General features: G+C 71.6%; 24 protein-coding genes and 1 tRNA gene. 13 read left to right on the top strand and 12 right to left on the bottom strand.

Going from position 1 to position 24,920, the window contains the following annotated elements:
- Window positions 1-8: 8 nt before the first annotated feature.
- From AMY39116_RS0331555 to AMY39116_RS0331545, 3 genes are all read left to right on the top strand, one after another.
- The gene (locus AMY39116_RS0331555; RefSeq protein WP_027936383.1) at window positions 9-668 is read left to right on the top strand and encodes a GNAT family N-acetyltransferase; all 660 of its coding nucleotides are present in this window, start codon (window positions 9-11) and stop codon (window positions 666-668) included.
- A 142-nt stretch (window positions 669-810) separates the two neighbouring features.
- On the top strand, window positions 811-1,569 hold the full coding sequence (gene glpR, locus AMY39116_RS0331550; protein ID WP_020421601.1) for a gephyrin-like molybdotransferase receptor GlpR: 759 nt from the start codon (window positions 811-813) through the stop codon (window positions 1,567-1,569).
- 66 nt (window positions 1,570-1,635) lie between these two features.
- A tRNA-Ala gene (locus AMY39116_RS0331545) sits at window positions 1,636-1,708 on the top strand.
- Between the two features lie 293 nt (window positions 1,709-2,001).
- Here AMY39116_RS0331545 and AMY39116_RS0331540 read toward each other — a convergent pair.
- Genes AMY39116_RS0331540 through AMY39116_RS44875 form a run of 3 tightly spaced genes read right to left on the bottom strand, consistent with a single transcriptional unit; the run spans window position 2,002 to window position 3,354 of the window.
- Window positions 2,002-2,376: a YciI family protein gene (locus AMY39116_RS0331540; protein ID WP_020421600.1), complete on the bottom strand. Its 375-nt coding sequence runs from the start codon at window positions 2,374-2,376 to the stop codon at window positions 2,002-2,004.
- A gap of 22 nt (window positions 2,377-2,398) precedes the next feature.
- Window positions 2,399-2,737, bottom strand: coding sequence for a DUF6204 family protein (locus tag AMY39116_RS0331535; RefSeq protein WP_020421599.1), 339 nt, complete (start codon window positions 2,735-2,737; stop codon window positions 2,399-2,401).
- Window positions 2,734-3,354 (bottom strand): TetR/AcrR family transcriptional regulator, encoded by a 621-nt coding sequence (locus AMY39116_RS44875; RefSeq protein WP_162146058.1) that lies wholly within the window; start codon window positions 3,352-3,354, stop codon window positions 2,734-2,736. Before AMY39116_RS44875 ends, AMY39116_RS0331535 begins: the two co-directional genes overlap by 4 nt.
- Before the next feature lie 113 nt (window positions 3,355-3,467).
- On the opposite strand from AMY39116_RS44875, the gene AMY39116_RS0331525 reads away from it, so the two are divergent.
- Both AMY39116_RS0331525 and AMY39116_RS0331520 read left to right on the top strand, forming a co-directional pair.
- Window positions 3,468-4,406, top strand: coding sequence for a daunorubicin resistance protein DrrA family ABC transporter ATP-binding protein (locus AMY39116_RS0331525; protein ID WP_020421597.1), 939 nt, complete (start codon window positions 3,468-3,470; stop codon window positions 4,404-4,406).
- The gene (locus tag AMY39116_RS0331520) at window positions 4,403-5,146 is read left to right on the top strand and encodes an ABC transporter permease (RefSeq protein ID WP_020421596.1); all 744 of its coding nucleotides are present in this window, start codon (window positions 4,403-4,405) and stop codon (window positions 5,144-5,146) included. Before AMY39116_RS0331525 ends, AMY39116_RS0331520 begins: the two co-directional genes overlap by 4 nt.
- Here AMY39116_RS0331520 and AMY39116_RS0331515 read toward each other — a convergent pair.
- A complete protein-coding gene (locus AMY39116_RS0331515; protein WP_020421595.1) occupies window positions 5,130-8,261 on the bottom strand; it encodes a BTAD domain-containing putative transcriptional regulator in 3,132 nt (1,043 codons plus the stop codon). The two genes, AMY39116_RS0331520 and AMY39116_RS0331515, sit on opposite strands and share 17 nt — an antisense overlap.
- 69 nt (window positions 8,262-8,330) lie before the next feature.
- On the opposite strand from AMY39116_RS0331515, the gene AMY39116_RS0331510 reads away from it, so the two are divergent.
- From AMY39116_RS0331510 to AMY39116_RS0331495, 4 genes are read left to right on the top strand one after another with little or no spacing between them, the layout of a single operon-like run.
- Window positions 8,331-9,011, top strand: coding sequence for an AraC family transcriptional regulator (locus AMY39116_RS0331510; RefSeq protein WP_020421594.1), 681 nt, complete (start codon window positions 8,331-8,333; stop codon window positions 9,009-9,011).
- Window positions 9,012-9,059: 48 nt separating this feature from the next.
- Complete coding sequence (locus AMY39116_RS0331505; RefSeq protein WP_020421593.1) at window positions 9,060-9,932, top strand: sterol desaturase family protein; 873 nt, start codon at window positions 9,060-9,062, stop codon at window positions 9,930-9,932.
- A gap of 12 nt (window positions 9,933-9,944) precedes the next feature.
- Window positions 9,945-10,370 (top strand): MarR family winged helix-turn-helix transcriptional regulator, encoded by a 426-nt coding sequence (locus AMY39116_RS0331500; RefSeq protein ID WP_202961471.1) that lies wholly within the window; start codon window positions 9,945-9,947, stop codon window positions 10,368-10,370.
- A complete protein-coding gene (locus AMY39116_RS0331495) occupies window positions 10,367-11,554 on the top strand; it encodes an epoxide hydrolase family protein (protein WP_020421591.1) in 1,188 nt (395 codons plus the stop codon). Before AMY39116_RS0331500 ends, AMY39116_RS0331495 begins: the two co-directional genes overlap by 4 nt.
- Here the strand turns inward: AMY39116_RS0331495 and AMY39116_RS43945 are convergent.
- The 4 genes from AMY39116_RS43945 to AMY39116_RS0331475 all read right to left on the bottom strand — a co-directional run bounded on the left by AMY39116_RS43945 (window position 11,526) and on the right by AMY39116_RS0331475 (window position 14,583).
- The gene (locus AMY39116_RS43945) at window positions 11,526-12,206 is read right to left on the bottom strand and encodes a DUF2306 domain-containing protein (RefSeq protein ID WP_020421590.1); all 681 of its coding nucleotides are present in this window, start codon (window positions 12,204-12,206) and stop codon (window positions 11,526-11,528) included. The genes AMY39116_RS0331495 and AMY39116_RS43945 overlap by 29 nt on opposite strands.
- A 70-nt stretch (window positions 12,207-12,276) precedes the next feature.
- Window positions 12,277-13,722, bottom strand: coding sequence for a PH domain-containing protein (locus tag AMY39116_RS0331485; protein ID WP_020421589.1), 1,446 nt, complete (start codon window positions 13,720-13,722; stop codon window positions 12,277-12,279).
- Window positions 13,719-14,210, bottom strand: a complete 492-nt coding sequence (locus tag AMY39116_RS0331480; protein WP_235716256.1) for a PH domain-containing protein — start codon at window positions 14,208-14,210, stop codon at window positions 13,719-13,721. The genes AMY39116_RS0331485 and AMY39116_RS0331480 overlap by 4 nt, the downstream gene beginning before the upstream one ends.
- Window positions 14,211-14,226: 16 nt before the next feature.
- Window positions 14,227-14,583: a metalloregulator ArsR/SmtB family transcription factor gene (locus AMY39116_RS0331475; RefSeq protein ID WP_020421587.1), complete on the bottom strand. Its 357-nt coding sequence runs from the start codon at window positions 14,581-14,583 to the stop codon at window positions 14,227-14,229.
- A gap of 71 nt (window positions 14,584-14,654) precedes the next feature.
- Here AMY39116_RS0331475 and AMY39116_RS0331470 point away from each other — a divergent pair, with 71 nt between their 5' ends.
- Window positions 14,655-16,454, top strand: coding sequence for a heavy metal translocating P-type ATPase (locus AMY39116_RS0331470; protein WP_020421586.1), 1,800 nt, complete (start codon window positions 14,655-14,657; stop codon window positions 16,452-16,454).
- A gap of 21 nt (window positions 16,455-16,475) precedes the next feature.
- Entirely contained in the window at window positions 16,476-17,912 is a 1,437-nt protein-coding gene (locus tag AMY39116_RS0331465; protein WP_020421585.1) for an aminotransferase class V-fold PLP-dependent enzyme, read from the top strand.
- On the opposite strand, the gene AMY39116_RS0331460 is transcribed toward AMY39116_RS0331465, so the two are convergent.
- Both AMY39116_RS0331460 and AMY39116_RS0331455 read right to left on the bottom strand, forming a co-directional pair.
- Window positions 17,897-18,463: a TetR/AcrR family transcriptional regulator gene (locus tag AMY39116_RS0331460; protein ID WP_020421584.1), complete on the bottom strand. Its 567-nt coding sequence runs from the start codon at window positions 18,461-18,463 to the stop codon at window positions 17,897-17,899. The genes AMY39116_RS0331465 and AMY39116_RS0331460 overlap by 16 nt on opposite strands.
- The gene (locus AMY39116_RS0331455) at window positions 18,436-19,245 is read right to left on the bottom strand and encodes an SGNH/GDSL hydrolase family protein (protein ID WP_020421583.1); all 810 of its coding nucleotides are present in this window, start codon (window positions 19,243-19,245) and stop codon (window positions 18,436-18,438) included. The genes AMY39116_RS0331460 and AMY39116_RS0331455 overlap by 28 nt, the downstream gene beginning before the upstream one ends.
- A 142-nt stretch (window positions 19,246-19,387) precedes the next feature.
- Between AMY39116_RS0331455 and AMY39116_RS0331450 the strand changes: the two genes are divergently transcribed.
- Window positions 19,388-20,131, top strand: a complete 744-nt coding sequence (locus AMY39116_RS0331450) for an SDR family NAD(P)-dependent oxidoreductase (RefSeq protein WP_020421582.1) — start codon at window positions 19,388-19,390, stop codon at window positions 20,129-20,131.
- An 11-nt stretch (window positions 20,132-20,142) separates the two neighbouring features.
- Window positions 20,143-21,048, top strand: coding sequence for an RNA polymerase sigma-70 factor (locus AMY39116_RS0331445; protein WP_020421581.1), 906 nt, complete (start codon window positions 20,143-20,145; stop codon window positions 21,046-21,048).
- A 42-nt stretch (window positions 21,049-21,090) separates the two neighbouring features.
- On the opposite strand, the gene AMY39116_RS0331440 is transcribed toward AMY39116_RS0331445, so the two are convergent.
- Window positions 21,091-22,659, bottom strand: a complete 1,569-nt coding sequence (locus AMY39116_RS0331440) for a beta-N-acetylhexosaminidase (protein WP_020421580.1) — start codon at window positions 22,657-22,659, stop codon at window positions 21,091-21,093.
- A 242-nt stretch (window positions 22,660-22,901) separates the two neighbouring features.
- Entirely contained in the window at window positions 22,902-24,779 is a 1,878-nt protein-coding gene (locus AMY39116_RS0331435; protein ID WP_027936382.1) for a propionyl-CoA synthetase, read from the bottom strand.
- Window positions 24,780-24,920: the final 141 nt, after the last annotated feature.

The following is a 24,920-nucleotide window of genomic DNA, read 5'->3' as shown; positions in this document are numbered from 1 at the left end:
ACTGTCCGGTGCAGCCAGCAGCGTATGACCTGGAGTCCCGCCACCCAGGGTGGCCGGCCCGGCTGGGCCCGATCCGGGTGGCGGCCGGTGACGTCGCGGTGCGGCCGATCCGCCTGCGCGACGCGGGCGACTGGAGCCGGATCCGGCTGCGCGACCAGGAGCACCTCGAGCCGTGGGAGCCGACCGGGCCGGGGCCGTGGCGCGACCGGAACAGCTACTGGTCGTGGCCCGCGCAGTGGACGGCGCTGCGGTCGCTCGCCCGGCGTGGTCAATGCCTGCCGTACACGATCACCCTGGACGGTGAGTTCGCCGGTCAGATCACTGTCGGTAACGTGATCCGGGCCTCACTCCGCTCGGCGTGGGTCGGCTACTGGGTGTCCTCCTCCGTGGTGAAGGGCGGGGTCGCCACGGCGGCCGTCGCGCTCGTCGTGGACCACGCGTTCAGCTCCGCCGGCCTGCACCGCATCGAGGCGACCGTGCGGCCGGAGAACACCGCGAGCATCAAAGTGCTGACCAAGGCCGGGTTCCGGCAGGAAGGCCTGTTCAAGCGGTACCTGGACGTGGCCGGCGACTGGCGGGACCACTACTGCTACGCGATGACGGTCGAGGAGAGCGGACCGGGGCTGGTGGCGCGCCTGGTCGCCGCCGGACGCGCCGAATACCTGTGACCGGGTCCGTTACCTAACGGCGAGTTTTTCACCGGATGGCGTGACCCTTTTTCTGCTTCCGAGCGGCGTGGCTCCGTCCCATCTGTTACTCCTGTGACTAGCGTGACGACATGTAGCAGTGAACGGGGGAGGTGAGAGGGGATTGCCCAGCTCGCTGATCATCGTCGCCTTGGCCGCGGCCTGGCTCGTCGTGCTCGTGCCCATGGTCGCCCGCAAGCGCCAGGCGGTCACGCAGACGGCCGACGCCGAACTGGCCGCCCGCGTGGTCCGCAGTGGCGGCGGCGCAGACGACGTGGAGGAGGAGTTCGCGATGTCCGAAACCACCCAGCAGGTCGCTGAGGCCGACGACCGCGTCGACTACGACGACGTCGAAGAGTACGAAGAGGAGCCGGCGCGCCGGTACGAGCCGGTGTCCGACCGCCGCTACCGCCCCGGCCGCGGTGGGTTCGACCCGGAGGCCGCGGAGATCGCCGCGCGCGCCAAGTACGCGTTCCGCCAGCGGGTCGTCCTCTGCCTGTTCCTGCTCGCGGTCGTCACGGCCGCCGGAGCCGGGTTCCTGACCTCGTCGCTGTGGTGGCTGCACGGCGCGGTCGACCTCGTCCTGGTGGGCTACCTCGCCTACCTGCGCCGGCAGGTGCGCATCGAGGCCGAGATCCGCCAGCGCCGCATGGCCCGGCTCGGCTCCCGACCCGCGGCGCGCCCCGCCCGCCGCGAACGCCCCGCCGAGGAGTTCGACGTCGTCGAGCCGCCGCGCGAGGTGCCCGGCGTCGAGCGCCGCCCCTCGCCCGCGTCGCGCCTCCGCGGCCGCGCGGTGGTCGTCGACCTCGAGGACGAAGACCCAGCGTTCCACGACCTGGACGACCCGGACCAGCTCCCGTTCCGGCGCGCGGTCGGAGAGTAGACCCCCTCGCCGACCGCCTCCGGGCACTTGCTATGCTTCTGGAGCTTCCTTCGGGAAGTCCAGTAAGGGGCTGTAGCGCAGTTGGTAGCGCGTCTCGTTCGCATCGAGAAGGTCAGGGGTTCGATTCCCCTCAGCTCCACTCGATCGAAGGCGCATCCTGCTCGGCGGGATGCGCCTTCGCTGTTTTCGATCCTCGTATTTTCTTCTGGGGGCGCAGCCCCCAGACCCCGCCCGGGGCGATCCCCGGACCCCCATCGCTGTCGTTCCGTGTTCGAGTAAGGCCACTAACCCCCGCCGTGGTTGCGTTGGTCGGGCGACCGGGCAGTTGGTCTGGTCAACAGTAAAAAGGGCCACCCGTGTCGCGGGTGGCCCTTTCGGTTGTGTGGCGAGAGTTGTGTGACTCTCTCCACTTTGGATGGCTGGGAGGGCGCTCTACTCCGGGGTTTCCTGTAGGGCGCGGACCTCGATTCGTGAGCTCAGGGCGGCGGAGACCTGCTCGGCCCACGTCAGCGCTTTCTCCTCGTCCGGGGCGTCGATGATCCAGAACCCGCCGACGTACTCGGCGGCCTCCACGAACGGCCCGCGTGTGCGCTTGGGCTCCTCGCCGCTGGCGTCGACCGTGATCGCGGTCGACGGTGGCTGCAGGCCGCCCGCGGTGACGAACGCGCCGGCCTCCTTCAAGTCGCTGTTGAACTTGTCGACGGCGGCCATCACGGCCTCCAGCTCGGCCGGATCGAACTCCTGCATCGACTCCATCGTCGGCTCCTCGGCCGACTCGTGCGGAATGGTGAGGAAGTACTGCGGCATCGGGCAACTCGCTTTCTGTTCGTCATCGTCGGCTCTTGCGGATCTTCACGTCGTCGAGACAGGTCAGGCTGATTTCGACGATCCGGCCCTGCAGGCCCCGTGCGCGCATCCCGGCCTCGGCCAGCTCCTGGGCTTCCAGCTGGGCGGCGAGGTCGGCGTCCTCGGGGCTGTCCTCCTCGACGTGGAGCAGGTAGCGGAACTGGTAGCCGATGAGCTGCGGCGTGTAGAGGAACGTCCCTTCAGGGGTGAAGCGGGAAGCGAAGACGTCGTGGGCCTCCTGCTCGTCGAGCAGCCGCTCCCGTTGCGGGGCGGTGAGGTTCTCGAACCGGCCCCGGACCGTGACCCGATACGTGCGGCTCATCCCCGCTCCTTCCGGGTCGCCGCGTCGAACAGCGCCACGATCTCCGCCGTCAGCGCCTCGATGTCCGCGTCGCCCCCGAGGAGGTGGGCGGCCGTGTTGTCCAGCACGGTGCGCAGCGCGAACGCCATCGTGGTGGTGTCGAAGGCGCGCATCTCGCCGCGGCGCTGACCGTCCTCGAACAGCTCGATCAGATCACCCAGCGACGCGGCCACCCGATCGCCGTAGTGCCGCCGATCCTCCCGGCTGAGGTACTCGACCACGGCGATCAAGGCGCCGGCCGAGTCCGGGTGCTGGGCGCAGTACTCCAGGAAGGCGCGGATGTACGCGGCCAGCCGTTCGCGGCTCGACCCGGGCCCCGTCAGGATCTGCCCGAGCTGCGGGGCGAGCTCTCCCGCGACCGTCTCGGCGACCGCCGCGACCAGCTCGTCCTTGCCGGAGTAGTTGCCGTGCACGGCTCCCCTGCTGAACCCGGCGTGCTCGGCGACCGCGTTGAGCGAGGTCGCGGACACCCCGGCCCGCGCGAACAGCCTGATCGCCGACGCGATCAGCCGTCGGCGGGTCTCCTCCTGGCGCTCCTTGCGCGTCATCCGGACCGCGGGCGCGTCTGCCGTCTCCACGAATTCAGGATACATATCTGTATCTGAATGTCGACCTGTATCCGAATCGGTGTCAGGAGTCGTGTCAGTGCGGTGACCGGGCCGTGTCAGGGCGGCCGTCGAAAGTGGTCGTCATGACAGAGGCGATCACGGCTTCCGGGCTCCGGAAGTCCTACCAAGACAAAGTCGTGCTCGACGGGATTGATCTCAGCGTTCCGGCGGGCACCATCTTCTCCCTGCTCGGGCCCAACGGGGCCGGCAAGACCACCACCGTCAACGTCCTGACCACGCTGATCAAGGCCGACGGCGGCACCGTCCGCGTCGCCGGGCACGACATCGCCACCGAGGCCAAGGCGGTGCGCTCGGCGATCGGCGTGACCGGCCAGTTCGCGGCCGTCGACGAGCTGCTCACCGGCCAGGAGAACCTCCAGCTGATGGTGGACCTGAACCGGGTCCCCGCCAAGGACGGCAAGCGCGTCGTCGCCGAGTTGCTCGACCGGTTCGACCTGACCGGCGCCGCCCAGAAACCCGCGTCGACCTACTCGGGTGGCATGCGCCGGAAGCTCGACCTGGCCATGACGCTGGTCGGCAACCCGCGGGTCATCTTCCTCGACGAGCCGACGACCGGTCTGGACCCGCGCAGCCGCCGCACGATGTGGGACATCATCCGCGACCTGGTGGCCGACGGCGTGACCATCTTCCTCACCACCCAGTACCTCGAGGAAGCCGACCAGCTGGCCGACCGCGTCGCGGTGCTGGACAAGGGCCGCCTGGTCGCGCAGGGCACCCCCGACGAACTCAAGCGCCAGATCCCCGGCACCCACGTGCGGCTCCGGCTCGCCACGGCCACCGAGCTCGACTCGGCCGCCCGGATCCTGCCCGACGCCACCCGCGACGACGACGCGCTGACCCTCCGCGTGCCCAGCGACGGCGGCACGAAGTCGTTGCGCGCCTTGCTCGACCGGCTCGACGAGCACTCGCTCAGCGCCGAAACCTTCACCGTCCACACACCCGACCTCGATGACGTCTTCCTCGCCCTCACGGGCCACACCACGGAGGTGGTCGCGAAATGAACAACCAGTCGCTCGTGATGTTGCGCCGCAACTTCAAGCACATCGCGCGGAACCCGGTCACCGTCTTCAACGCGGTCCTGATGCCGATCGTGGTCATGGTGATGTTCGTGTACATGCTCGGCGACGCGTTCAGCGTCGGCGTCGACTACGTCGACTACGCCACACCGGGCCTGATGCTCCTGGCTGTCTGTTATGGACTCGGCGGTGTCGCGACCGCGGTGAGCTCCGACATGACCAAGGGCATCATCAACCGGTTCAAGGTCATGGACGTCTCCCGTGGCGCGGTGCTGAACGGGCACGTCATCGCCAGCGTGCTGACCAACCTGCTCGCCATCGCGGCGCTCGTCGGCGTGGCGTTCCTGCTCGGGTTCAGCCCGTCGGCGGACTTCCTCGACTGGCTGGGCGTGCTCGGCGTGGTCGTGCTGCTCGGTCTCGCGACCGGCTGGCTGACCGTCGCGCTGGGACTGGCGGCCAAGTCGGTGGAATCCGCGGGGATGGCGTCGGTGCCGCTGGTCATGCTGCCGTTCTTCAGCAGCGCGATCGTCCCCGCCGACAAGATGGGGCCGGGCCTGCGCGAGTTCGCGGAGTACCAGCCGTTCACGCCGATCATCGAAACCCTGCGCGGCCTGCTCAACGGCTCGCCCGCCACCGGTGACCTGATCGCCGCCCTCGCCTGGTGCGCCGGCATCGCGCTCGTCGGCTACCTGTGGGCGTCCGCCACGTTCAAGAAGCGAGCGTGACCGCGATCAGCTCGCGCCAGCTCGCCTCCCGCCCCTCCTGAACCGCCTCGGTGAACCGCGTGTCACCGAGGCGGTTCCGCGTTTCCTGCTCGATCCGCGCCACGTCCGGCTGCGAGCGGTCCGGCAGACCGCGCAGCGCGTCGCTCGCCGCGAGCAACCGGACGGCCTGTTCGGGTTGTCCGCCGCGCAGCGCCAGATCCGCGGCGCCGACCAGCGTCTGGGCGATCATGAGCGGGTGCCCCGCCTCGGCTGCCGCTTCGACGGCCGCCGCGCGGTGCTCCCTGGCCTCGTCGAGGTCCTCGGCGAGGTAGCCCAGCAGATCGTGCGTCATCACGCGGACGGCCGCCCGTTCCGCGTTGTCGCTCAGCATCTCCGTCACGATGCCGAGTTCCCGGCGCGCCTGCTCGGTGTCGCCGCGCCAGCGCGCGAGCTCCGCCTTCGCCAGCGCCAGCTCGGCCAGCGCTTCCGGCCAGGCGATCCGGTCCGCGTACCGCTGCGCCTCGGCCATGGCGGACGCGCTGCGCTCCGCGTCGCCGAGCACCCAGTACAGCTGGGCCTGCCGCGACCGCATCCGCACGACGTCCTCGACGGCGCCGACCTCCTTGACGACCGCGATCGCCTGTTCGTAGTGCTCGCAGGCGCGGGTGAACTCACCGCGCGTCGCGATCCGCTCCGCCAGCTCGGTCTGGGCGAACGAAATGCCCCAGCGTTCGCCGATCGCGCGGAACTCGGTGAGCGCCGCCTCCAGGTAGGTGTCCGCCTCCCAGCCGCCGTGGCCGAGCTGCACCCGCATCTTCCCGAGTTGCAGCCGGGCCAGCGCGCGCACCCACGGGTCGTCGTCGGTGATCTGGGGCTCGAACGCGGTCAGCATCGCGTCCGGCCCCTCCAGCAGGCGCTCCATCGCGCCGGCGAACCGCAGCGACGGCGGCGGGTTGGGCACGCGCCGGCTGATCTCGTACGCCTTGTGGATCCACTCCACCGCGTCGAACTGGTCGCTGCCGCGCCCGGAGGTCATGAACCCCGACACGAACGCGTACACCACGCCGCGGGTCTCGTCCGCCACCTCGCCGGGCATCGTGGCCGCCGCCAGGATCAGCTCGTTGCCCTCCGCCTTGTGCCCGGCGAGCCACCAGTACCAGCCCGCGGCCGCGGCGAGCCGCATCGCGCCCGCCGCTTCGCCGGCCGCGATCGCGCCGCGCATCGCCGCGGCGATGTTGTCGTGCTCGGCCTTGAGCACGCCGAGCCATTCCAGTTGTTCGGCGCGCAGGAGGTGCGGCTCCGCGGTTTCCGCGAGTTCGGTGAAGTACGCCAGATGCGCGCGGCGCGCCGCCTCGGAATCGCCCGCTTCGGCGAGCCGTTCGTCGGCGTACTCCTTGATGGTGCCGAGCATCCGGTAGCGCGGGGCGCCGTCGTCATCGGTGACCACCAGCGACTTCTCGGTCAGCGCGGTCAGCAGCTCCAGAACCTCCCACGATTCGATCTCGTCGGTGGCGCAGACGCGCTCGGCCGCTTCCAGGCTCGCGCCGCCGGAGAACACCGAGAGCCGGCACAGCACCGTCCGTTCGGCGTCGCTGAGCAGCTCCCAGCTCCAGTCGATCAGCGCGCGCAGCGTCCGCTGCCGGGGCAGCGCGGTGCGGCTGCCGCCGGTGAGCAGGCGGAACCGGTCGTCGAGCCGGTTGGCGAGCTGGTCGAGCGACATGGTGCGCAGGCGGGCCGCGGCGAGTTCGATGGCCAGCGGGATCCCGTCCACCGCCCGGCAGATGCGTGCCATGGCCGACAACGTCTGGGCGTCGATGCCGAGGTCCTTGCGCACCGCGGCGGCCCGGTCGCGCAGCAGCTGGACGGCCGGGGCTGCTTCGATCTTGCCCGGGTCGGCATCGTCCGCGGGCAGCGCCAGCGGCGCGACCGGCCACAGCGCCTCACCGGTGATGCCGAGGGGTTCCCGGCTCGTGGCGAGGATCCGCAGCCGGCGGCACTCGCCGAGCACCCGGTGGGCGAACTCCGCGGCGGACCCGACCACGTGCTCGCAGTTGTCCAGGACCAGTAGCACCGTCCGCTCGCGGAGGGCGGCGATGACGCGGTCGGCCGGGTCGGCGTCCGGCGCGTCGCCGAGCAGCGCGTCGCGTAGTTTCAGCGCGGCCAGCGCCGCCTGCGCGACGTCCCCGTCCGCGCCGAGCGGGGCGAGTTCGACCAGCCAGGTCCCGTCGGGGAAGTCGCCGAGCAGCGTGCGTGCGGTCTCCGTGGCCAGCCGGGTCTTCCCCGCGCCGCCGGGGCCGATCAGCGTGGTGAGCCGGTGTTCGCCGATCAGGTCGCGGACCGCGGTGACCTCGGCGTCCTTGCCGACGAAGCTGGTCAGCTCGGCGCGCAGGTTGGTCTTCTGCTTCTCCGCGGGGCGCTCCACCTCGCCCCGCAGCAGCGCGACGTGCAACGCGGACAGCTCCGGCGAGGGGTCGACGCCCAGCTCGTCGGCCAGGGTTTCCCGGGTGCGCTCGTAGACGAGCAGCGCGTCGGTGTCGCGGCCGGTCGCGACCAGTGCGCGCATCAGCGCGGCGACCAGTCGTTCCCGCACCGGGTGCGCGGCCACCAGATCGGTCAGCTCGGTGACCAGATCGGCGCCGTTGCCGAGGCGGATCTCCGCGTCGAACCGGTCTTCCAGCGCGGTCAGGCGGAGCCCCTCGAGGCGGGTGACCGCGGCGTCGAAGGCGCCGCTGTCGGTCAGGCCGACGTCCTGCATGGCCGGACCGCGCCACAACGCGAGGGCCTCGCGCAGCCGCTGCGGATCTTCGTCCTCGCGCGCCTTGCCGACGAGGCGTTCGAACTTGACGGCGTCCACCGCGTCGGGCTCGATCCGCAGCCGGTAGCCGTCCGTCTGCCCCTCGACCGACCCGGCGGGCAGCGCCTTCCGCAGCCGGGAAACGAGGCGCTGCAGGGCGTTCACCGCGTCCGACGGCGGCTGCTCACCCCAGATCCAGTCGATGAGCGCCGCCTTCGGGACGACGCGGCCCGGCTGCAGCGCGAGGGCGACCAGCAGCCCGCGCAACCGGGCGCCCGGCACGTCGGCGAAGCCGCCGTCGTCCGTGCGAACTTCGAATGGACCAAGCATTCCGACCTGCACCCGGCCGATTCTGCCAGTCGACCGGCGCCGGGCTCGGCGATCGGCGGATTTTCGTGTTGGGTGGGAGCCGTGACTTGGCGGGGAACCGCGACGCTGCGCCCTGGCCGGCTCGGCTACCGCGGGACGGTGGGGGACGCGCACCGGCACCGGCACGCCGCCGTGCAGGTGGTGCTCGCCGACGAGCCGGTGCGCCTGCGTGGCGCGGACGGCGACGAGTGGTGCCGCTCGGCCGTGATCCCGGCTGGCGCCGAACACGAGATGCACGGTGGCGCGGCCGGGCAGCTGATCTGGGTCGACGCCACCGGCGTGCTCGGCCGGTCGCTCCTCGCCCTGGTCCGCGGCACTGGCCTGCCCGCCGGATCACCCGCGGCGTGGCGGGCGGCAGGCGAATCCCTGGCTGAAGGCTGGCCGGACGAGCCCACCAGCCTGCACCCCGCGTTGCGCAGGGCGGTCGAGGCCGTGCCCGCGATGCTCGACGCCACTGTCCCGCTGACGGAAGTGGCCGGCGTGGCCGGGATCTCCGCGTCGCGCCTCGGGCACCTGTTCCGCGACGAGATCGGCCTGCCGTTCCGCGCGTACGTGCGGTGGGCCCGCCTGCAGCGCGCGATCGAGCACGCCCGCACCGGCGCGACGCTGACCGACTCGGCCCACGCGGCGGGGTTCGCGGACAGCGCGCACCTGACGCGCGTCTGCCACGACATGTTCGGGCTCGCCCCGTCCGCCCTGACCCGCGGCGTGCGGTGGGAGTAGCCAGTTCGTTCAAGCCGGATCGGTCCGCCTGCGGGCAGGGTCGGCGGCATGCGAACCCTCGTCCGGTACGGCTACGTGCCGTTCATGCTCCTCGTCGTCGACGGCGCGGCCATCGCCCTGGCGGCCGGCGGTCATCCGAAGCTCTGGCTGCTCGGCCTGCTGTTCGTCGCGGTGGGCGCGTCCTTCGCCGCCGAACGCGTTCTGCCCTACCGCGACGACTGGAACGTCCCGCACGGCGACGACCGGCGCGATGTCGCCCACGCCGTGGTGAACGAAACGCTGACGCTGGCCGGTCTGGCCGTGCTCCCGGCGCTCACCGCGGTCGCGTTGATCGACGGAATCTGGCCCGGCTCGCTGCCGTTCGCGGTGCAGGTGCTGATCGCCGTCCTCGTCGCCGACCTCGGGATCACGCTGGTGCACCTGGCCAGCCACAAGGTCCCGGCGCTGTGGCGGCTGCACGCCGTGCACCACAGCGTCAAACGCGCGTACGGGTTCAACGGGCTGATGAAGCACCCGCTGCACCAGACCCTGGAAACCGCCGCCGGTGTCGCGCCGCTGGTCCTGCTCGGCATGCCGTCCGCCGTCGCGAGCGTGCTCGCGCTGTGCGTCGCGGTCCAGCTGCTCCTGCAGCACTCCAATGTGGACTACCGGGTGGGGCCGCTGCGCGCGGTGCTCGCGCTGAACCAGGCGCACCGGTTCCACCACCTCAAGTGGGCCGGGGTCGGCGACGTCAACTTCGGGCTGTTCACGCTGCTGTGGGACCACTGCCTCGGCACCTACTCCTACGACCCGGAGCGGCGGTTCCGCAGCGACGACCTCGGCATGGCGGCGAAGCCGCACTACCCGGACGGGTACCTGGCGCAGCTCGCCGAGCCGTTCCGGCCGAGCGGAGCGTGCACGACGAAAAATATTAGTAACTGATATAACTGGGTGGTGCGCGAGCTGGACATCACCGAGCTGACGGTCGTGATGGAGCGCTTCACGCGCATGAACATCCGCCTGCCCGCGGTGCAGCGGCTGAGCTTCACCACGTTGTCCGTGCTGCACACGCTCGCCACCCGCGGGCCGAAGCGGCTGGGCGAGCTGACCGCCGACGAGCAGGTCACGCAGTCCGCGATCACACAGATGGTGACCAAACTGGAGCGCGAGGGACTCGTCGAGCGGCTGCCGGACCCCTCCGACGGGCGGGCCGTGATCGTGCGGATCACGCCCGACGGCGCGGCGATCGTCGAGGGGCGGCGCGCCGAGCGGATCAAGCACCTGGAGCGGCTCGCCGCTCAGTTGCCGCGTGCGGAACGGACCGCGATCGCCGCCGCCCTGCCCGCCCTCCTGCACCTCGTAGAACTGGGGGAACAGTGAAACCGACGCCCATCCACGTGCCCGGCAAGGTGCTCGACGACCTCCGGCGGCGGCTGGAGCTGACCCGCTGGCCGGACGACCTCGGCAACGAGGACTCCGCCTACGGTGTGAACCGCGCGCTGCTCCAGGAACTCGTCGAGCACTGGCGGTCCGGTTACGACTGGCGTGCGGCCGAGGCGGCGATGAACGCCTATGACCACTACCGCGTCGAGGTCGGCGGCGTGCCCGTGCACTTCATGCGCAAACCCGGCGCCGGCCCGTCCCCGACGCCGCTGATCCTGCTCCACGGGTGGCCGTGGACGTTCTGGCACTGGTCGAAAGTGGTCGACTCGCTCGCCGAATCCGACGGCGACGGGGAGGCGTTCGACGTGATCGTGCCGTCGCTGCCCGGCTTCGGGTTCTCGTCGCCGCTGCCGCGCGCGGACCTGAACTACTGGAAGATCGCCGACATCTTCCACGAGCTGATGACCGGGGTGCTGGGGTTCGGCAAGTACGCCGTCGGGGGTTGCGATGTCGGCGCCCTGATCGCCGGGCAGCTCGGGCACAAGCACGCGGATTCACTGCACGGCATCCACATCGGATCCGGGCAGAAGCTGAGCATGTTCAACGGCGAGCGCGCGTGGGACATCACCGGCGGGCAGCCGATCCCGCCGGGGCTGCCCGCCGACGCGCACGCGCGGGTGCTGGAGCTGGAGCGGCGGTTCGCGGTGCACCTGACCGCGCACGTGCTGGAGCCGAGCACGCTGTCGTTCGGGCTGACGGACTCGCCTGCCGGGATGCTCGCGTGGATCCTGCAGCGGTGGGTCAAGTGGAGTTCCCCGGAGACGGTGTACCGCAAGGACGACCTGCTCACCCACGCGACGATCTACTGGGTGACGAACACGATCGGCACCTCGATCCGCACGTATGCCAACAACAACCGCTACCCGTGGACGCCGTCGCACGACCGGCAGCCGGTGGTCGAGGCGCCGACCGGGCTCACCCTGGTGAACCACGAAAACCCGCCGGGCGTGTCGACGCCCGGCGAGCGGGTGCGGAACTTCGTGGCGAGCGAGCGGGGTGGCTGGTACAACCTGGTCAACGTGCGCGCGCACGAGCGTGGCGGGCACTTCATCCCGTGGGAGATCCCGGCGGAGTGGGGCGCGGACCTGCGCCTCACGTTCCGGCTGGCACGGGAGAGCTGAGCGTCGCGCGGCGGGTCTTGCGGCGGTGCCGCGTGTGCTGCAGCCACCATTCCGCGATCAGCAGGTTCACCAGCCAGCTCATCCACGTGCCGACGCCGATCGCCTGCTGGAGGGCCACCGCGTCGGACGGGTCGGGCACGAACGCGGCCACGCACACCGTCGTCCACAGGCGGTTGACCACGATGGAGAAGCACAGCGCGAAGCTGCGCACCATCCACTCGCGGTGCTGCGCGTACCGACGCCGCCGGGCCATCACATAACCCGTCACCGTCGTGCCGAGCCACAGCAGCGCCAGCATCGTGTTCGCCGCGCGCTGGTTCAGCCCGGCCGCCCCCAGCGGCGCCACGGCGAGCGCCGCGAGCCCGGCCGGGATGGCCGCGAACACGTAGATCCGGCCGCTCCACCGGTGCACCTCGGGGTGCTTCTGCCGCAGCCACGGCCACAGTTGCAGCACGGCGGTCACCAGCACCGCCGTGCCCAGGAAGATGTGCGTCACCAGCAGCGGGTAGTGGAACCACGTGCCGGACCGGGTCGGCACGCGGGACTGCGCCGGGTCCAGCCCGAGGTAGGGCGGCAGCGCGTAGGCGAGGAAGGCGACAGTGACGAGCCCGAGTCCGACGAGCGGCGGGCGGATCCGCGTCGAAGCAGTCATCCCACGAGTTTTCGCCCGCGCGGCAACGAGATCACTGCGGTGCACCGGTCGATCGCCGGTCGGGTTGTCCCTACCGCCGGACCAGGAACGGCTCCAGCAGACCGGGTTCCGCGGCGTCGGCGAGCGCGATGGCTTCCGCGGCCGGGACGTCGACGCCGGTGTAGTGCTGACGCCCGGCGGCCGTGGTCGCGGTCAGCGAGATCAACCCGGCCCGCCGCTGGAAGAACGACCGGTGGAACACCCAGCCGATCACACCCTCGGTCGCGAGCACCTGCCGCCGCCGCACCAGGCTGCCCTGCCGGAACACCAGTTTGCCGCCGATCAAGGCGTGCCCCAGGTTGCGGTAGCGGTCCTCGGCCAGCAACGCGCCGATCGGGAACAGCGCCAGCGCGACCTGCCACAGCCACGACGGCCAGTCCGCGAACCACCACAACAGCGCGCACAGCCCGGTCACGGCCGCCGCGAACAGGAACGCCCGCGTGTGCCGTCGCAGGTGGGCGCGCGGACCGTGCTGGACCAGTTCGGCAGTGGCGGCCGCCGGATCTTCGAGGACATCGCCGGCCACGCGGTGCGCCACCGCGCGCGGCGCGGGCGGCAACAGCACGGAACCGCTGTGCTCGCCACGCAACCCAGTGGTGATCGCCGAGCAGCGTGCCCCGCGGGCGGCGCGCAGCAGCAGCGGTTCGCTGATCTCGGCTCCGCGCAGGCGGCGCAGCTCGATCGTGGTCTGGCGGGTGGTCAGCAGGCCGCGCGTCACGCGCAGCGTGCCTTCGCCGCGGGCCAGCCGGAAGTTCCAGAACGCCAGCACGTACGCGATCACCGACAGCACGGACACCAGCACGACGGTCAGCACCAGCAGCACGATCACGATGAGCCACACCGGAGTCGACGCGACCCGGCCGACGAGCGACTGCAGCATCCCGAAGTCGTCCTCGTCGATGCGCACCTCGTTGAACAGGTTGGCCAGGGAGCCGACGACCACACCGATCGCGGCGATGCCGGACAGCGTGAACGGCCCGAACCGCACCCAGGCCGGCCGCAGTTCGGCCAGCACGTCCACCAAGCCTTCGGTGTGTTCGGTGCGGCGGTGCAGCAGCTCTTCGCGCAACCGCGCGGCATCCGCTGTCGCCAGCGAGTCCAGCGTGACGCCCATCGCGCCCTGCCAGTCGCCGCGGCCGGTGCCGATCACGACCCGGCTCAGCCCGAGGATCCGTTGCAGCGGACGGGAAGTGAGGTCGACCGTGCGGATCCGGTCGCGTGGCACGGACAGTTCCTTGCGGCTGAGCAGCCCGCGCCGCACGCGTACGTGCTCGGCGGTGATCTGGTAGGTCGTGGTGAACCAGCGCAGCAGCCCGGCCGCGATCGCCAGCCCGAGGCCGACGAGGCTCCAGATCTGGCCCTGGCCGCCGCGGCCGATGAACAGCACGCCGATCAGCACCGGCAGCAGCCGCACGACCTCCTGCACCGGGTGGACCGCGAGCATGCGCGCGCTCAGCCGCTGCCAGTCGTCGCTCACGTCGCGTCCCCCGGCGTGGCCTGCGTCTGCGTGGCGAGCTCCTGGGTCAGCCGCTGCGCGACCTCGATGTCGAGGCCGTGGATCTGGACCGGTCCGCGCGCCGAGGCCGTCGTCACGGTCAGGTTCGCCAGCCCGAACAACCGCTCCAGCGGGCCGCGTTCGGTGTCGACGGTCTGGATCCGGGACACCGGCGCGATGCGGCGCTCCTGGTTGATCCAGCCGGACTGCGTGTAGACGACCTGGGGCGTGGTCTCCCAGCGGTGCACGCGGAAGCGCCACTGCGGCATGACGGCGAGGTGCGCGATCGCCACCACCGCGGTCACGGCGAGCGCGACGACCAGCGGGAACCAGCCGGTCAGCCCCAGCCACACGCCTTCGCCGGCGAGCACGACGACCCAGCCGATCGCCGCGCGCGTGGCCCAGAACAGCACGGCCTTGCGGCTGACCAGGTTCGCGGGCGGCCGCAGATCCACCACGGGATTCGTCACGCCACCACTTTGCCAGTCAGGCGGTGGTGCTGTCCGGAACTCCGAGCCGGAGGTGCTCGATGTGGTAGACGGCCTCGTCGAGCAGCTGGGCGACGTGGTTGTCGTAGAGGCTGTAGACGATGCTGCGACCCGAGCGCTGCCCGGTGACCAGGCCGAGGTTGCGCAGCAGGCGGAGCTGGTGGCTGACCGCGGACTGCTCCATGCCGACCGCCTCGGCCAGCTCGCCGACCGCGCACGGCCCCTGCCGCAGCCGGGAGAGCATCAGCAGGCGGCTGGGGGTGGCCAGAGCCTGCAGGGTGGCGGCGACGGTCGCCGCGCTCTGCGCGTCCAGCGACGCTGCCCGCCTGTCCTTGCTGTCGACTCCGTGACCCACGAGACGATTCTAGTCGAAGAACACATGTAGACGTCTTCATGTGTTCGGGTATGCTTCGGCACGTGGTGCAAATGATCGACAGAGCGGCCGCGGTCCGTCCCGCGCGCCGGCTGCTGCTGCCCGAGGTCCGGTGGGCGCTGGCCGCGCTGGTGTTGTTCCTGGCCGGGCTCGCGGCCGACTTCGGTGGCGGCCCCGCTTGGCTGTACTGGGCCCTCTACCTGGGCTGTTACGCCGCGGGCGGGTGGGAGCCGCTGCTGGCGGGGCTGCGGGCGCTGCGCGAGCGGACGCTGGACGTCGACCTGCTGATGGTCGTGGCCGCCGTCGGCGCCGCGGCGATCGGGCAGGTCCTCGACGGCGGCCTGCTGATCGTCATCTTCGCGACCTCCGGCGCGCTGGAGGCGGTCGCCACGCAACGCACCGCGGATTCGGTGCGCAGCCTCCTCGACCTGACCGGCGAGGCGGACAGCTACGAAGTGGGCGACGAGTTCGTGGTCCGGCCGGGGGAGCGCATCGGCGGGGACGGCGTCGTGCTGGACGGCGCGAGCGAGGTGGACCAGTCGTCGATCACCGGCGAGTCGATGCCGGTGCCGAAGGTCGTCGGCGACGAGGTGTTCGCGGGCACCCTGAACGGCACCGGCGTGCTGCGGGTGCGGGTCACGCGCGACTCCTCGGACACGGTGCTGGCGCGGATCGTCGCGATGGTCGAGGAGGCGTCGGCGACCAAGGCGAAGACCCAGCTGTTCATCGAGAAGATCGAGCAGCGGTACTCGGTCGGGGTCGTGGTGGCGACGCTGGCGTTGTTCCTGGTGCCGCTGGTTTTCGGCGCCGGCCTGCAGGAAACGCTGCTGCGCGCCATGACGTTCATGATCGTCGCCTCGCCGTGCGCGGTGGTGCTCGCGACCATGCCGCCGCTGCTGTCCGCCATCGCCAACGCCGGGCGGCACGGTGTGCTGGTCAAGTCGGCCGTGGTGCTCGAACGGCTCGGCACGACGGAGCGCGTCGCGTTCGACAAGACCGGCACCCTGACCGAGGGGTCGCCGCGCGTGGTCGAGGTCCGTCCACTCGGGATGTCCGAAAAGGAGGTTTTGCGCCTCGCGGCCGGTGCGGAGCAGGCGAGTGAGCACCCGCTGGGCCGGGCGATCGTCGCGGCGGCGGACCGGGTGCCTCCGGCGCGGGACTTCCGCGCCGAGCCCGGCCGGGGCGTGCACGCGGTGGTCGACGGGCGGCAGGTGTTCGTCGGCCGGGACGACGGCGAGGCGGTGCGCGAGGCCGAGGCGGACGGGCGGACCGCGGTGCTGGTCCGGGTGGACGGCGAACCGGCGGGCGTGCTCGGGCTCGCCGACCGCGTGCGCCCGGACGCGCGCGCCGCCGTGACCGCGCTGAGCTGGGCTTCCCCCGTGCTGCTGACCGGGGACAACCCGCGGGCGGCGGCGCGGGTGGCGGACGAGGTCGGCATCACCGACGTGCGGGCCGGCCTGCTGCCGCAGGACAAGGTCGCCGCCGTCCGGGAGCTCGGCGAGCGGGTCCTGCTGGTCGGCGACGGCGTCAACGACGCGCCCGCCCTGGCCGCGGCGAACACCGGCATCGCGATGGGACGGGCCGGATCGGACCTGGCGCTGGAGACCGCCGACGCGGTCGTCGTGCGGGACGAGCTGACGGCGATCCCCGCGGTCGTCGCACTGGCCCGTCGCGCGCGGCGGCTGGTGCTCGCCAACCTTGCGATCGCGGGCGGGTTCATCGTCGGGCTGGTGCTCTGGGACCTGTTCGGCGAGCTGCCGCTGCCGCTCGGCGTCGCCGGTCACGAGGGCTCGACGGTGCTGGTCGCGCTCAACGGCCTGCGGTTGCTGCGCGAAAAGGCGTGGCGCGGTTGACTCGGGGACATGACGGGGCACATGACACCGGAGGAGTTCCGGCGCTACGGCAAGCAGGTCGTCGACTGGGTGGCCGACTACCTGAGCACGATCGAGGACCGGCCGGTGCGCTCGCCGCTCGCGCCGGGGGAGGTGCGCGACCGGCTGCCGGCGCACCCGCCGGAGCGAGGTGAGCCGTTCGAGGACCTCCTCGGCGACCTGGACCGCGTGATCCTGCCGGGCATCACCCACTGGCAGCACCCGGACTTCTTCGCCTACTTCCCGGCCAACGCGTCCGGCCCGGCGATCCTCGGTGACCTGCTGTCCAGCGGTCTCGGCGTGCAGGGGATGGTGTGGGCGACGAGCCCGGCGTGCACCGAGCTGGAGACCGTCGTGGTCGACTGGCTCGCCGAGCTGCTCGGGCTGCCCGCCGAGTTCCGCACCGACGGCGCGGGTGGCGGGGTCATCCAGGACTCGGCGTCGAGCGCGGCGCTGGTGGCGTTGCTCGCCGCGCTGCACCGGGCGAGCGGCGGGAAGATCCGCGACCACGGCGTGACGGGCACCTACCGGATCTACGTCTCCACCGAGACGCACTCGTCACTGCAGCGGGCCGGGCGCATCGCCGGTCTCGGTGGGGAGAACGTCCGGATGGTGCCGGTGGATCCGGTGACGCTCGCGATGGACGTCGCCGAGCTGCGGCGCATGATCGCCGAGGACGTGGCCGGGGGCGCGGTGCCGGCGCTGGTCTGCGCGACGATCGGGACGACGTCCACCACGGCGATCGACCCGGTCGCGGAGATCGGCGCGGTGTGCCGCGAGGCCGGGGTGTGGCTGCACGTGGACGCGGCCTACGCCGGATCGGCCGCGGTGTGCCCGGAGCTGCGGTGGATCAACGACGGCGTGGCCGAGTACGCGGACTCGTACGCGACCAACCCGCACAAGTGGCTGCTCACCAACTTCGACTGCGGTGTGCTGTGGGTGCGGGACCGGCGGCCGATGATCGACGCGTTGTCGATCCTGCCGGAGTACCTGCGCAACACGGCGACGGAGTCGGGCGAGGTGATCGACTACCGGGACTGGCAGGTCCCGCTCGGGCGGCGGTTCCGGGCGCTGAAGCTGTGGTCGGTGATCCGCTGGTACGGCGCGGAGGGGCTGCGCGCGCACATCCGGAACTGCGTCGAACTGGCCGCGCGGTTCGCCCGCCTGATCGACGCCGACGACGGGTTCGAGCTGCACCCGGGGCACCCGTTCGGGCTGGTGTGCTTCCGGCCCCGGTGGCCTGCGTCCGCTCCCGACCCGGACGCGGAGACCCTCGCCGCGATGGAACGGCTCAACGCGTCGGGCGAGCTGTTCCTGAGCCACACCAAGGTGAACGGGCACGTGCTGCTGCGGCTCGCGGTCGGCTCACCGGCCACCCGTGCCGAGCACGTGGAGGCGGCGTACCGGCGGATCGCCGCCGCGTGTCAGGAGCGGAGGTAGGTGTTGAGCGTGACGGCCAGCGTCTGCTCGACGTCGAAGGACTCGGCGGCCGACGGCAACCCGCCGCGCAGCCACAGCGCGGCGAGCCCGTGCAGCGACGCCCACAGCGACGCGGCGAGCGGACGCGAAGCGGTGCCCCGCCGCCAGCCGACCGCCTGCGCTTGAGTCACCAGGTCCAGGAACTGCTCGAACACCGCGCTGGACAGGCGGGCCAGCTCGGGTTCGCGCACGTCGATCAGGTCCGGCCGGAACATCAGCTCGAACATGGCCGGGTTCGCCAGCGCGAAGTCGAGGTAGCGGCGGCACGCCGTCAGCAACCGTTGCTGCGCGTTGCCCTCCGGCAGGGCGGCCGCGCGGTCGTGCAGCTCCGCGAACCCGGATGCGGCGACCGCGGCGAGCAGTTCGGCCCGCCCGGCGAAGTGCCGCAGCGGCGCGCCGTGCGAAACGCCCGCCTCGCGTGCGATCCGTCGCAGGGTGACGGCCTCGACACCCTCGCTGGTCAGGACGGCGACGGCGCTGTCGATCAGGCGCTGCCGGGGATCGTTTTCCACGACGCCAGCTCGTCGGCGATGACGGGGAGCAGATCGGGGCGCTTCGGCGCGAAACCGTCGCCGGGCGACCGGCCGGTGAACCAGTTACGGGTGCGGGTGACCATCACCGGCAGGACCTCGCGCCACACCCAGCCGGCGTGCGCGCGCAGGCCGGGGCGCACCGGGTCGCCGGGCAGCGGCTCCAGCCAGGCCGGGTCGTAGTCGACGCCGAGGGTCGTGAGCAGGTGCGCGGCCAGGCGGCGGTGGCCGTACTCGGACAGGTGCAGCCGGTCCGGGCCGAAGTAGCGCAGGTCGTGCACGGCTTCCTCGCCCCACAGGTCGACCACCTCGGCGCCGTGTTTCGCCGCGGACGCGTGGATCGCCTCGTTGAGGGCTTCCAGGCGGTGGCGGATGCGCAGCAGGCCGGGCACGCGGCCGGAGACGTCGCTGAGCGTGAAGACGACGACGGTGGGCGCGGCGCGGGTGAGCATGCGGATGGCCGCGTCCACCCGCTTCGCGACGACCTCGGCGCGGTAGGTGCGGGTCATGACGTCGTTCGCGCCGCCGAAGAGCGTGACGAGGTCGGGCTTGAGGTCCAGTGCCGCGGGGATCTGCTCGACGATGATCTGGTCGAGGCGGCGGCCGCGGACGGCCAGGTTGGCGTACCGGAAGGCGGGGTCGTACTGGGCCAGCGTGGCCGCGGCCAGATCGGCCCAGCCCCGGTAGATGTCGGTGCCCGGGTACGGGTCGTGCAGGCCTTCCGCGCAACTGTCGCCGAGGGCGACGAACCTCTGATAGCCCATTCAGCTCTCCGACATCCGGTGTTCACCTGGTAGACACCTGTGTACCAAGATCTGTAGACGCTGTCTACTCGACCGGATGTCACAGGGGGAGCGGCTGTCTCGTCTCGGGTGCCGAACACCCACCCGGAACGAGGAGCTGATGATGGGCGAACAGCAGAAGGTCGCGCTGGTCACCGGAGCGAACAAGGGGATCGGGCGTGGCGTGGCCGAACAACTGGCCGCGCTCGGCATGACCGTCCTGGTCGGTGGCCGCGACCCGCGGCGCGCCGAGGAGGCCGCCGCGGCGGTCGGCGGCCACGCGATCACCTTGGACGTCGCCGACGCGGCCGGGGTGCGGCGGGCCGCGCGGCAGATCGAAGACCGCTTCGGGCGGCTCGACGTGCTGGTCAACAACGCCGGGATCACCGGATCCGGGCAGGTCGACCCGGCGGATGCGCGCGACCAGATCCCGAGCACGGTCGACCTGGACATGGTCCGTGCGGTGTTCGAGACCAACGTGTTCGGCGTGATCGCGGTGACCAACGCGGTGCTGCCGCTGCTGCGGCGGTCACCGGCGCCGCGCATCGTCAACGTCAGCAGCCACGCCGCCTCGCTGACCCTGACCAGCGACCCGGACGGCCCCTTCGCGGCGCTGCTGCCGTCCGCGGCGTACAGCCCGTCCAAGACCGCCCTGTGTGCGCTGACCGTCCAGTACGCCAACGAGCTGCGCAAGGACGGTGTCCTGGTCAACGCGGTCGCTCCTGGGTTCGTCGACACGGACAGCAACAACCACACCGGGTTCCTGACCGTCGCGCAGGGTGCGGCGGTCGTGGTGCGGCTGGCGACGCTCGGCCCGGACGGACCGACGGCCGGGTTCTTCGCCGAGGACGGGCCGGTGCCGTGGTAGACCGGGGCGTGATGGACCGGGCCGAGGAGTTCCAGGAGCTGCGGCCGCTGCTGTTCTCCATCGCCTACCGGCTGCTGGGCAGCGTGAGCGAAACCGAGGACGCGGTGCAGGAGACCTGGCTGCGCTTCGCGACGTCGCCGACCCGGCCGGAGTCGGTCAAGGCGTTCCTGTCCGCGACGGTGAGCCGGGTCGCGATCGACGTGTTGCGCTCGGCCCGGGTCCGGCGGGAGGAGTACGTCGGGCCGTGGTTCCCGGAGCCGCTGCTGGCCGATCCGTACGAGGACCCGCAGCGCGCGGCGGAGCTGGCCGACTCGTTGTCGATGGCGGCGCTGCTCCTGCTGGAGCGGCTCAGCCCGCTGGAGCGCGCGGTCTTCGTGCTGCGCGAGGTGTTCGGGTTCGGCTTCCCCGAGATCGCCTCCGCCGTGGGGCGTTCGGAGGCGGCGTGCCGTCAGCTCGCGGTGCGGGCCCGGCGGCACGTCGACGCCGGCCGCCCCCGGTTCGAGGCCGACCGGGCCAAGCGGGACGAGCTCGCCGAGCGGTTCCTCGACGCGTTCCGGAACGGGGACGTCGGCGCGCTGACCTCGCTGCTGGCCGCCGACGTGCAGATGATCGGCGACGCCGGCGGCAAGGCGCCGCAGTGGGCGGAGCGGTTCACCGGAGCCGGCGCGGTGGCCGGCGTGCTGGCGACGCTCATGCCGATGTTCGCGCGGATCGGCGCCCAGGTGGCCGTCCACCCGGTCAACGGCCAGCCGGGCGCGATCTTCCGGGACCGGAACGGGGGGCTGATCAGCATCTGGGCGTTCGACATCGCCGACGGAGTGGTCCAGACGATCCGCACCGTCAACAACCCGGACAAGCTCGGGCACCTGGCGCCCGTGGCAGACGCGTGGGCTGCCCTCCGGGAAGCCGGGAACTGACCGCGTGCCCGGCGCGGGGACGCGCCGGGCACGCGGGCCTGCTCACGGCCAGTCGACCTGCGGGGAGCGGTAGAAGTCGATCCCCTGGATCTCCCACCGCGGCGCCTGCTGCGCCAGCCGCTCGCGGTAGCCGTTCCAGTCGTGGGTCGACTTCGGCGACCACCCGATCTCCGCGATGCCGGGCAGCCGCGGGAAGGCCATGAACTCGATGTCGTCGCTGTCGGTCAGGGTCTCCGACCACAACGGCGCCTCGACACCCGCTACGGACGCCTCGCCGACGCCCTGCACCGCCGTCGACGGGTCCCAGTCGTAGGCGTCGGCGACCTCGACGTACCCGGCCCAGTGCAGGCCGAGCGGGCTGTTCTCGTTGTACTGCATGTCGAGGTAGGCCTTGTTGGCCGGGGAAACCACGATCTTGTTGCCCGCCGCGGCGGCCGCCGCCGTGTCGGCGTCGACGCCGTCGGTGTCCCAGAACTGCGGCACCGCGGACACCGGCGGATCGGCCTTCGCGATCTCGTGCCAGCCCTGCGCCAGCTTGCCGTGCTTGGCGACGATCGGGAGCACCTGGCCCATGAACTTCTGGTAGTCCTCGGGGGTCGTGGCGTGGGCCTCGTCCCCGCCGATGTGCAGGTAGCGGCCCGGGGTCAGTGCGGCGAGCTCGCCGATCACGTCGTCGAGGAACTTGTAGGTGATGTCCTTGTCCACGCACAGCGAGCTGAACCCGACCTCGATGCCGGTGTACAGCGGCGGCGCGACGCCGTCGCAGTTCAGCTCCGCGTACGAGGCCAGCGCGGCGTTGGTGTGGCCCGGCATGTCGATCTCCGGGATCACCGTGATGTGCCGGGACGCGGCGTAGGCGACCAGATCCTTGTACTGCTCCTGCGTGTAGTAGCCGCCCGGGCCGCCGCCGACCTCGGTGCCGCCGCCGTACGTCGCCAGGCGCGGCCAGCTCTTGATCTCGATCCGCCAGCCCTGGTCGTCCGACAGGTGCAGGTGCAGCCGGTTGACCTTGTACTGCGCGATCTGGTCGATGTAGCGCTTGACCTCGTCGACGGTGAAGAAGTGCCGTGCGACGTCGAGCATCGCGCCGCGATAGGCGAAGCGCGGGTAGTCCACGATCTTCCCGCCCGGCACGGTCCACGGGCCGCGCGCCACCTGCCGCGACTCGACCTGCGCGGGCAGCAGCTGGCGCAACGTCTGCACGCCGGCGAACAGGCCGTCGCCGCTGTTCGCGCGCAGCGTGACGCCCTTCTTCGTCACCGTGAGCTGGTAGCCCTGGTCGCCGACCCGTGCGGTCGGGCCGAGCTCCAGCGCGATGGACGGCGCCGAGGTGCGCTCGACGACCGGGAGGCGGTACCCGGTCGACGGGCGGAGCAGGCCGGCGAGGTAGTCGGCGACCTGACGGGCGCCGCGGTCGGCCTCGATCGCGGTGGCCGGGGTCAGCCGGAAGTCGGCTTTGGGGTCGGCGATCGCCGACACCGGAGCGGGGATCACGTCCGCCAGGGCGCGGGTGCTCGGCGCGGTGGCGGGTTCGCTGGCGAGTGCGGGCTGGGTGAGGGCGGTCAGCGCGAGCGCGGTGGCGCCGAGCAGGCCGGCCAGGGATCTGCGCATGGGTCACTCTCCGCGGGGATCGGGAGCGGGTCCCCTAAAGGTATAGACCAGTGTTCCGGCGCGCGCAATGCCCCGGTTGCCGTCGCACTGCTCCGGCCGGGTGAACCGCCGCATTCGACTCGTTCGGGTGGCGATTCCCCGGCCGGACAGTGCTTTCTGTCGGTGCTCGGGTCTAGCTTGCCGGTGTGAACATCAACGCCCTGCCGAACGTCCTCATCCGTCTCAAGTGGACTCTTTCGCGGTCAGTCCTCCCGCAGCACCGCGCGCAGCTTGTCGAGCACCGAAGGATCTTCGATGGTCGACGGCACCGGCTCGTCCCGACCTTCCGCGAGTCCGCGCATGGTCTTGCGGAGGATCTTGCCCGATCGCGTCTTCGGCAGCGCGTCCACAACGGACACTTGCCGGAACGCCGCCACCGGGCCGATGTCCCGCCGGACGGCCGCGATCAGCTCCGCCTTCAGCGTTTCCTCGTCGACGTCCACACCGGACTTGAGCACCACCAGCCCGCGCGGCAGCTGGCCCTTGAGCGAGTCATGCACGCCGATCACCGCGCACTCGGCGACCGCCGGGTGCGCCGCCAGCACGGCCTCCATCGACCCGGTCGACAACCGGTGCCCGGCCACGTTGATGACGTCGTCGGTGCGGCCCATGACGAACAGGTACCCGTCCTCGTCGAAGTAGCCCGAGTCGCCGGTGAGGTAGTAGCCCTCGTAGCGCGACAGGTACGCCTCCACGTAGCGCTCGTCGTCGCCCCACAGCGTCGGCAGGGTGCCCGGCGGCATCGGGAGTTTGATGCAGATGGCGCCTTCCTGCCCGGCGGGCAGCGGGTCGCCGGCCTGGTCCAGGATCCGCACGTCGTAGCCGGGCACCGGGACGGTGGCCGAGCCCGGCTTCACCGGCATCGGTTCCAGGCCCCGCGGGTTCGCCGCGATCGGCCACCCGGTCTCGGTCTGCCACCAGTGGTCGATCACCGGGACGCCCAGCTTGTCGGCGGCCCAGTTCAGGGTCTCCGGGTCGAGTCGCTCACCGGCCATGAACAGGGTGCGGAACGACGACAGGTCGTACTTCGCGAGCTCGGTCGCGTCCGGGTCGACGCGCTTGATCGCCCGCAGCGCAGTCGGAGCGGTGAACAGGGCCTTCACCTTGTGTTCGCTGATGACGCGCCAGAACGCGCCGGCGTCCGGGGTGCGGACCGGCTTGCCCTCGTACATCACGGTCGTGGCGCCGATCAGCAGTGGCGCGTAGACGATGTAGGAGTGGCCGACCACCCAGCCGACGTCGGAGGCGGTCCACCAGATGTCGCCGGGCTGGATGTCGTAGACCGCGTGCATCGAGTACGCGAGCGCGACCGCGTGGCCGCCCGCGTCGCGCACGACGCCCTTCGGTTTCCCGGTGGTGCCGGAGGTGTAGAGGATGTAGAGCGGGTCGGTAGCCGCGACCGGGACCGGATCGACCGGGCTCGCGCCGGCGACCAGTTCCCGCCAGTCGGCGTCCCGTTCGCCGAGCGTCGCCTGCGCCGCGTCGCGTTGCAGCACCACGACCTTGTCCGGCTGGTGGGTGGTGGCGGCGAGGGCCTCGTCGATGATCGGCTTGTACTCGACCACGCGGTTCGGCTCGATGCCACAGGACGCGGCGACGATCACCTTCGGCCTGGCGTCCTCGATGCGGGCGGCCAGTTCCTTGGGCGCGAAGCCGCCGAACACCACGGAGTGCACGGCCCCGATCCGGGCGCACGCGAGCATCGCCACGGCGGCCTCGGGAACCATCGGCAGGTAGACGATGACGCGGTCGCCCTTGCCGACGCCGAGGGACCGCAGGGCCCCCGCGAACAGAGCGACTTCGTCCCGCAGCTGGGCGTAGGTGAAGGTCCGCTTGCCCCCGGTGACCGGGGAGTCCCAGATCAGGGCGGGCTGCTCCCCACGCCCACGTTCGACGTGCCGGTCGAGGGCGTTGTAGGCGGTGTTGAGCTCCCCGTCCGGGAACCAGCGGAACAAGGGAGCCCGCGAAGAGTCCAACGCCCGCGACGGCTCACGAGTCCAATCGATGGCCTTCGCCGCCGCGAGCCAGAACCCTTCCGGATCAGTAAGGCTGCGCTGGTGTTCCTCCACGTGACGGCCCATGGGGCAGACCTCCTCGTCGTCGAGCTCGTGCCCCACATCATGACGCAATCCCCGCCCCCTGACCGCCCCCGCGCCACTAGGCCGCCTCGCCGCCCCACGCCGCTCCGCCGCCCGACCGCCCTGCGCCGCCCGACCACCCTG

The sequence above is a fragment of the Amycolatopsis sp. ATCC 39116 genome, assembly GCF_000231075.2.
Classification (GTDB): Bacteria; Actinomycetota; Actinomycetes; order Mycobacteriales; family Pseudonocardiaceae; genus Amycolatopsis_E; species Amycolatopsis_E tucumanensis.
Note: the sequence above shows the minus strand (reverse complement) of the source record. Positions and strands in the feature narration are given on the sequence as shown.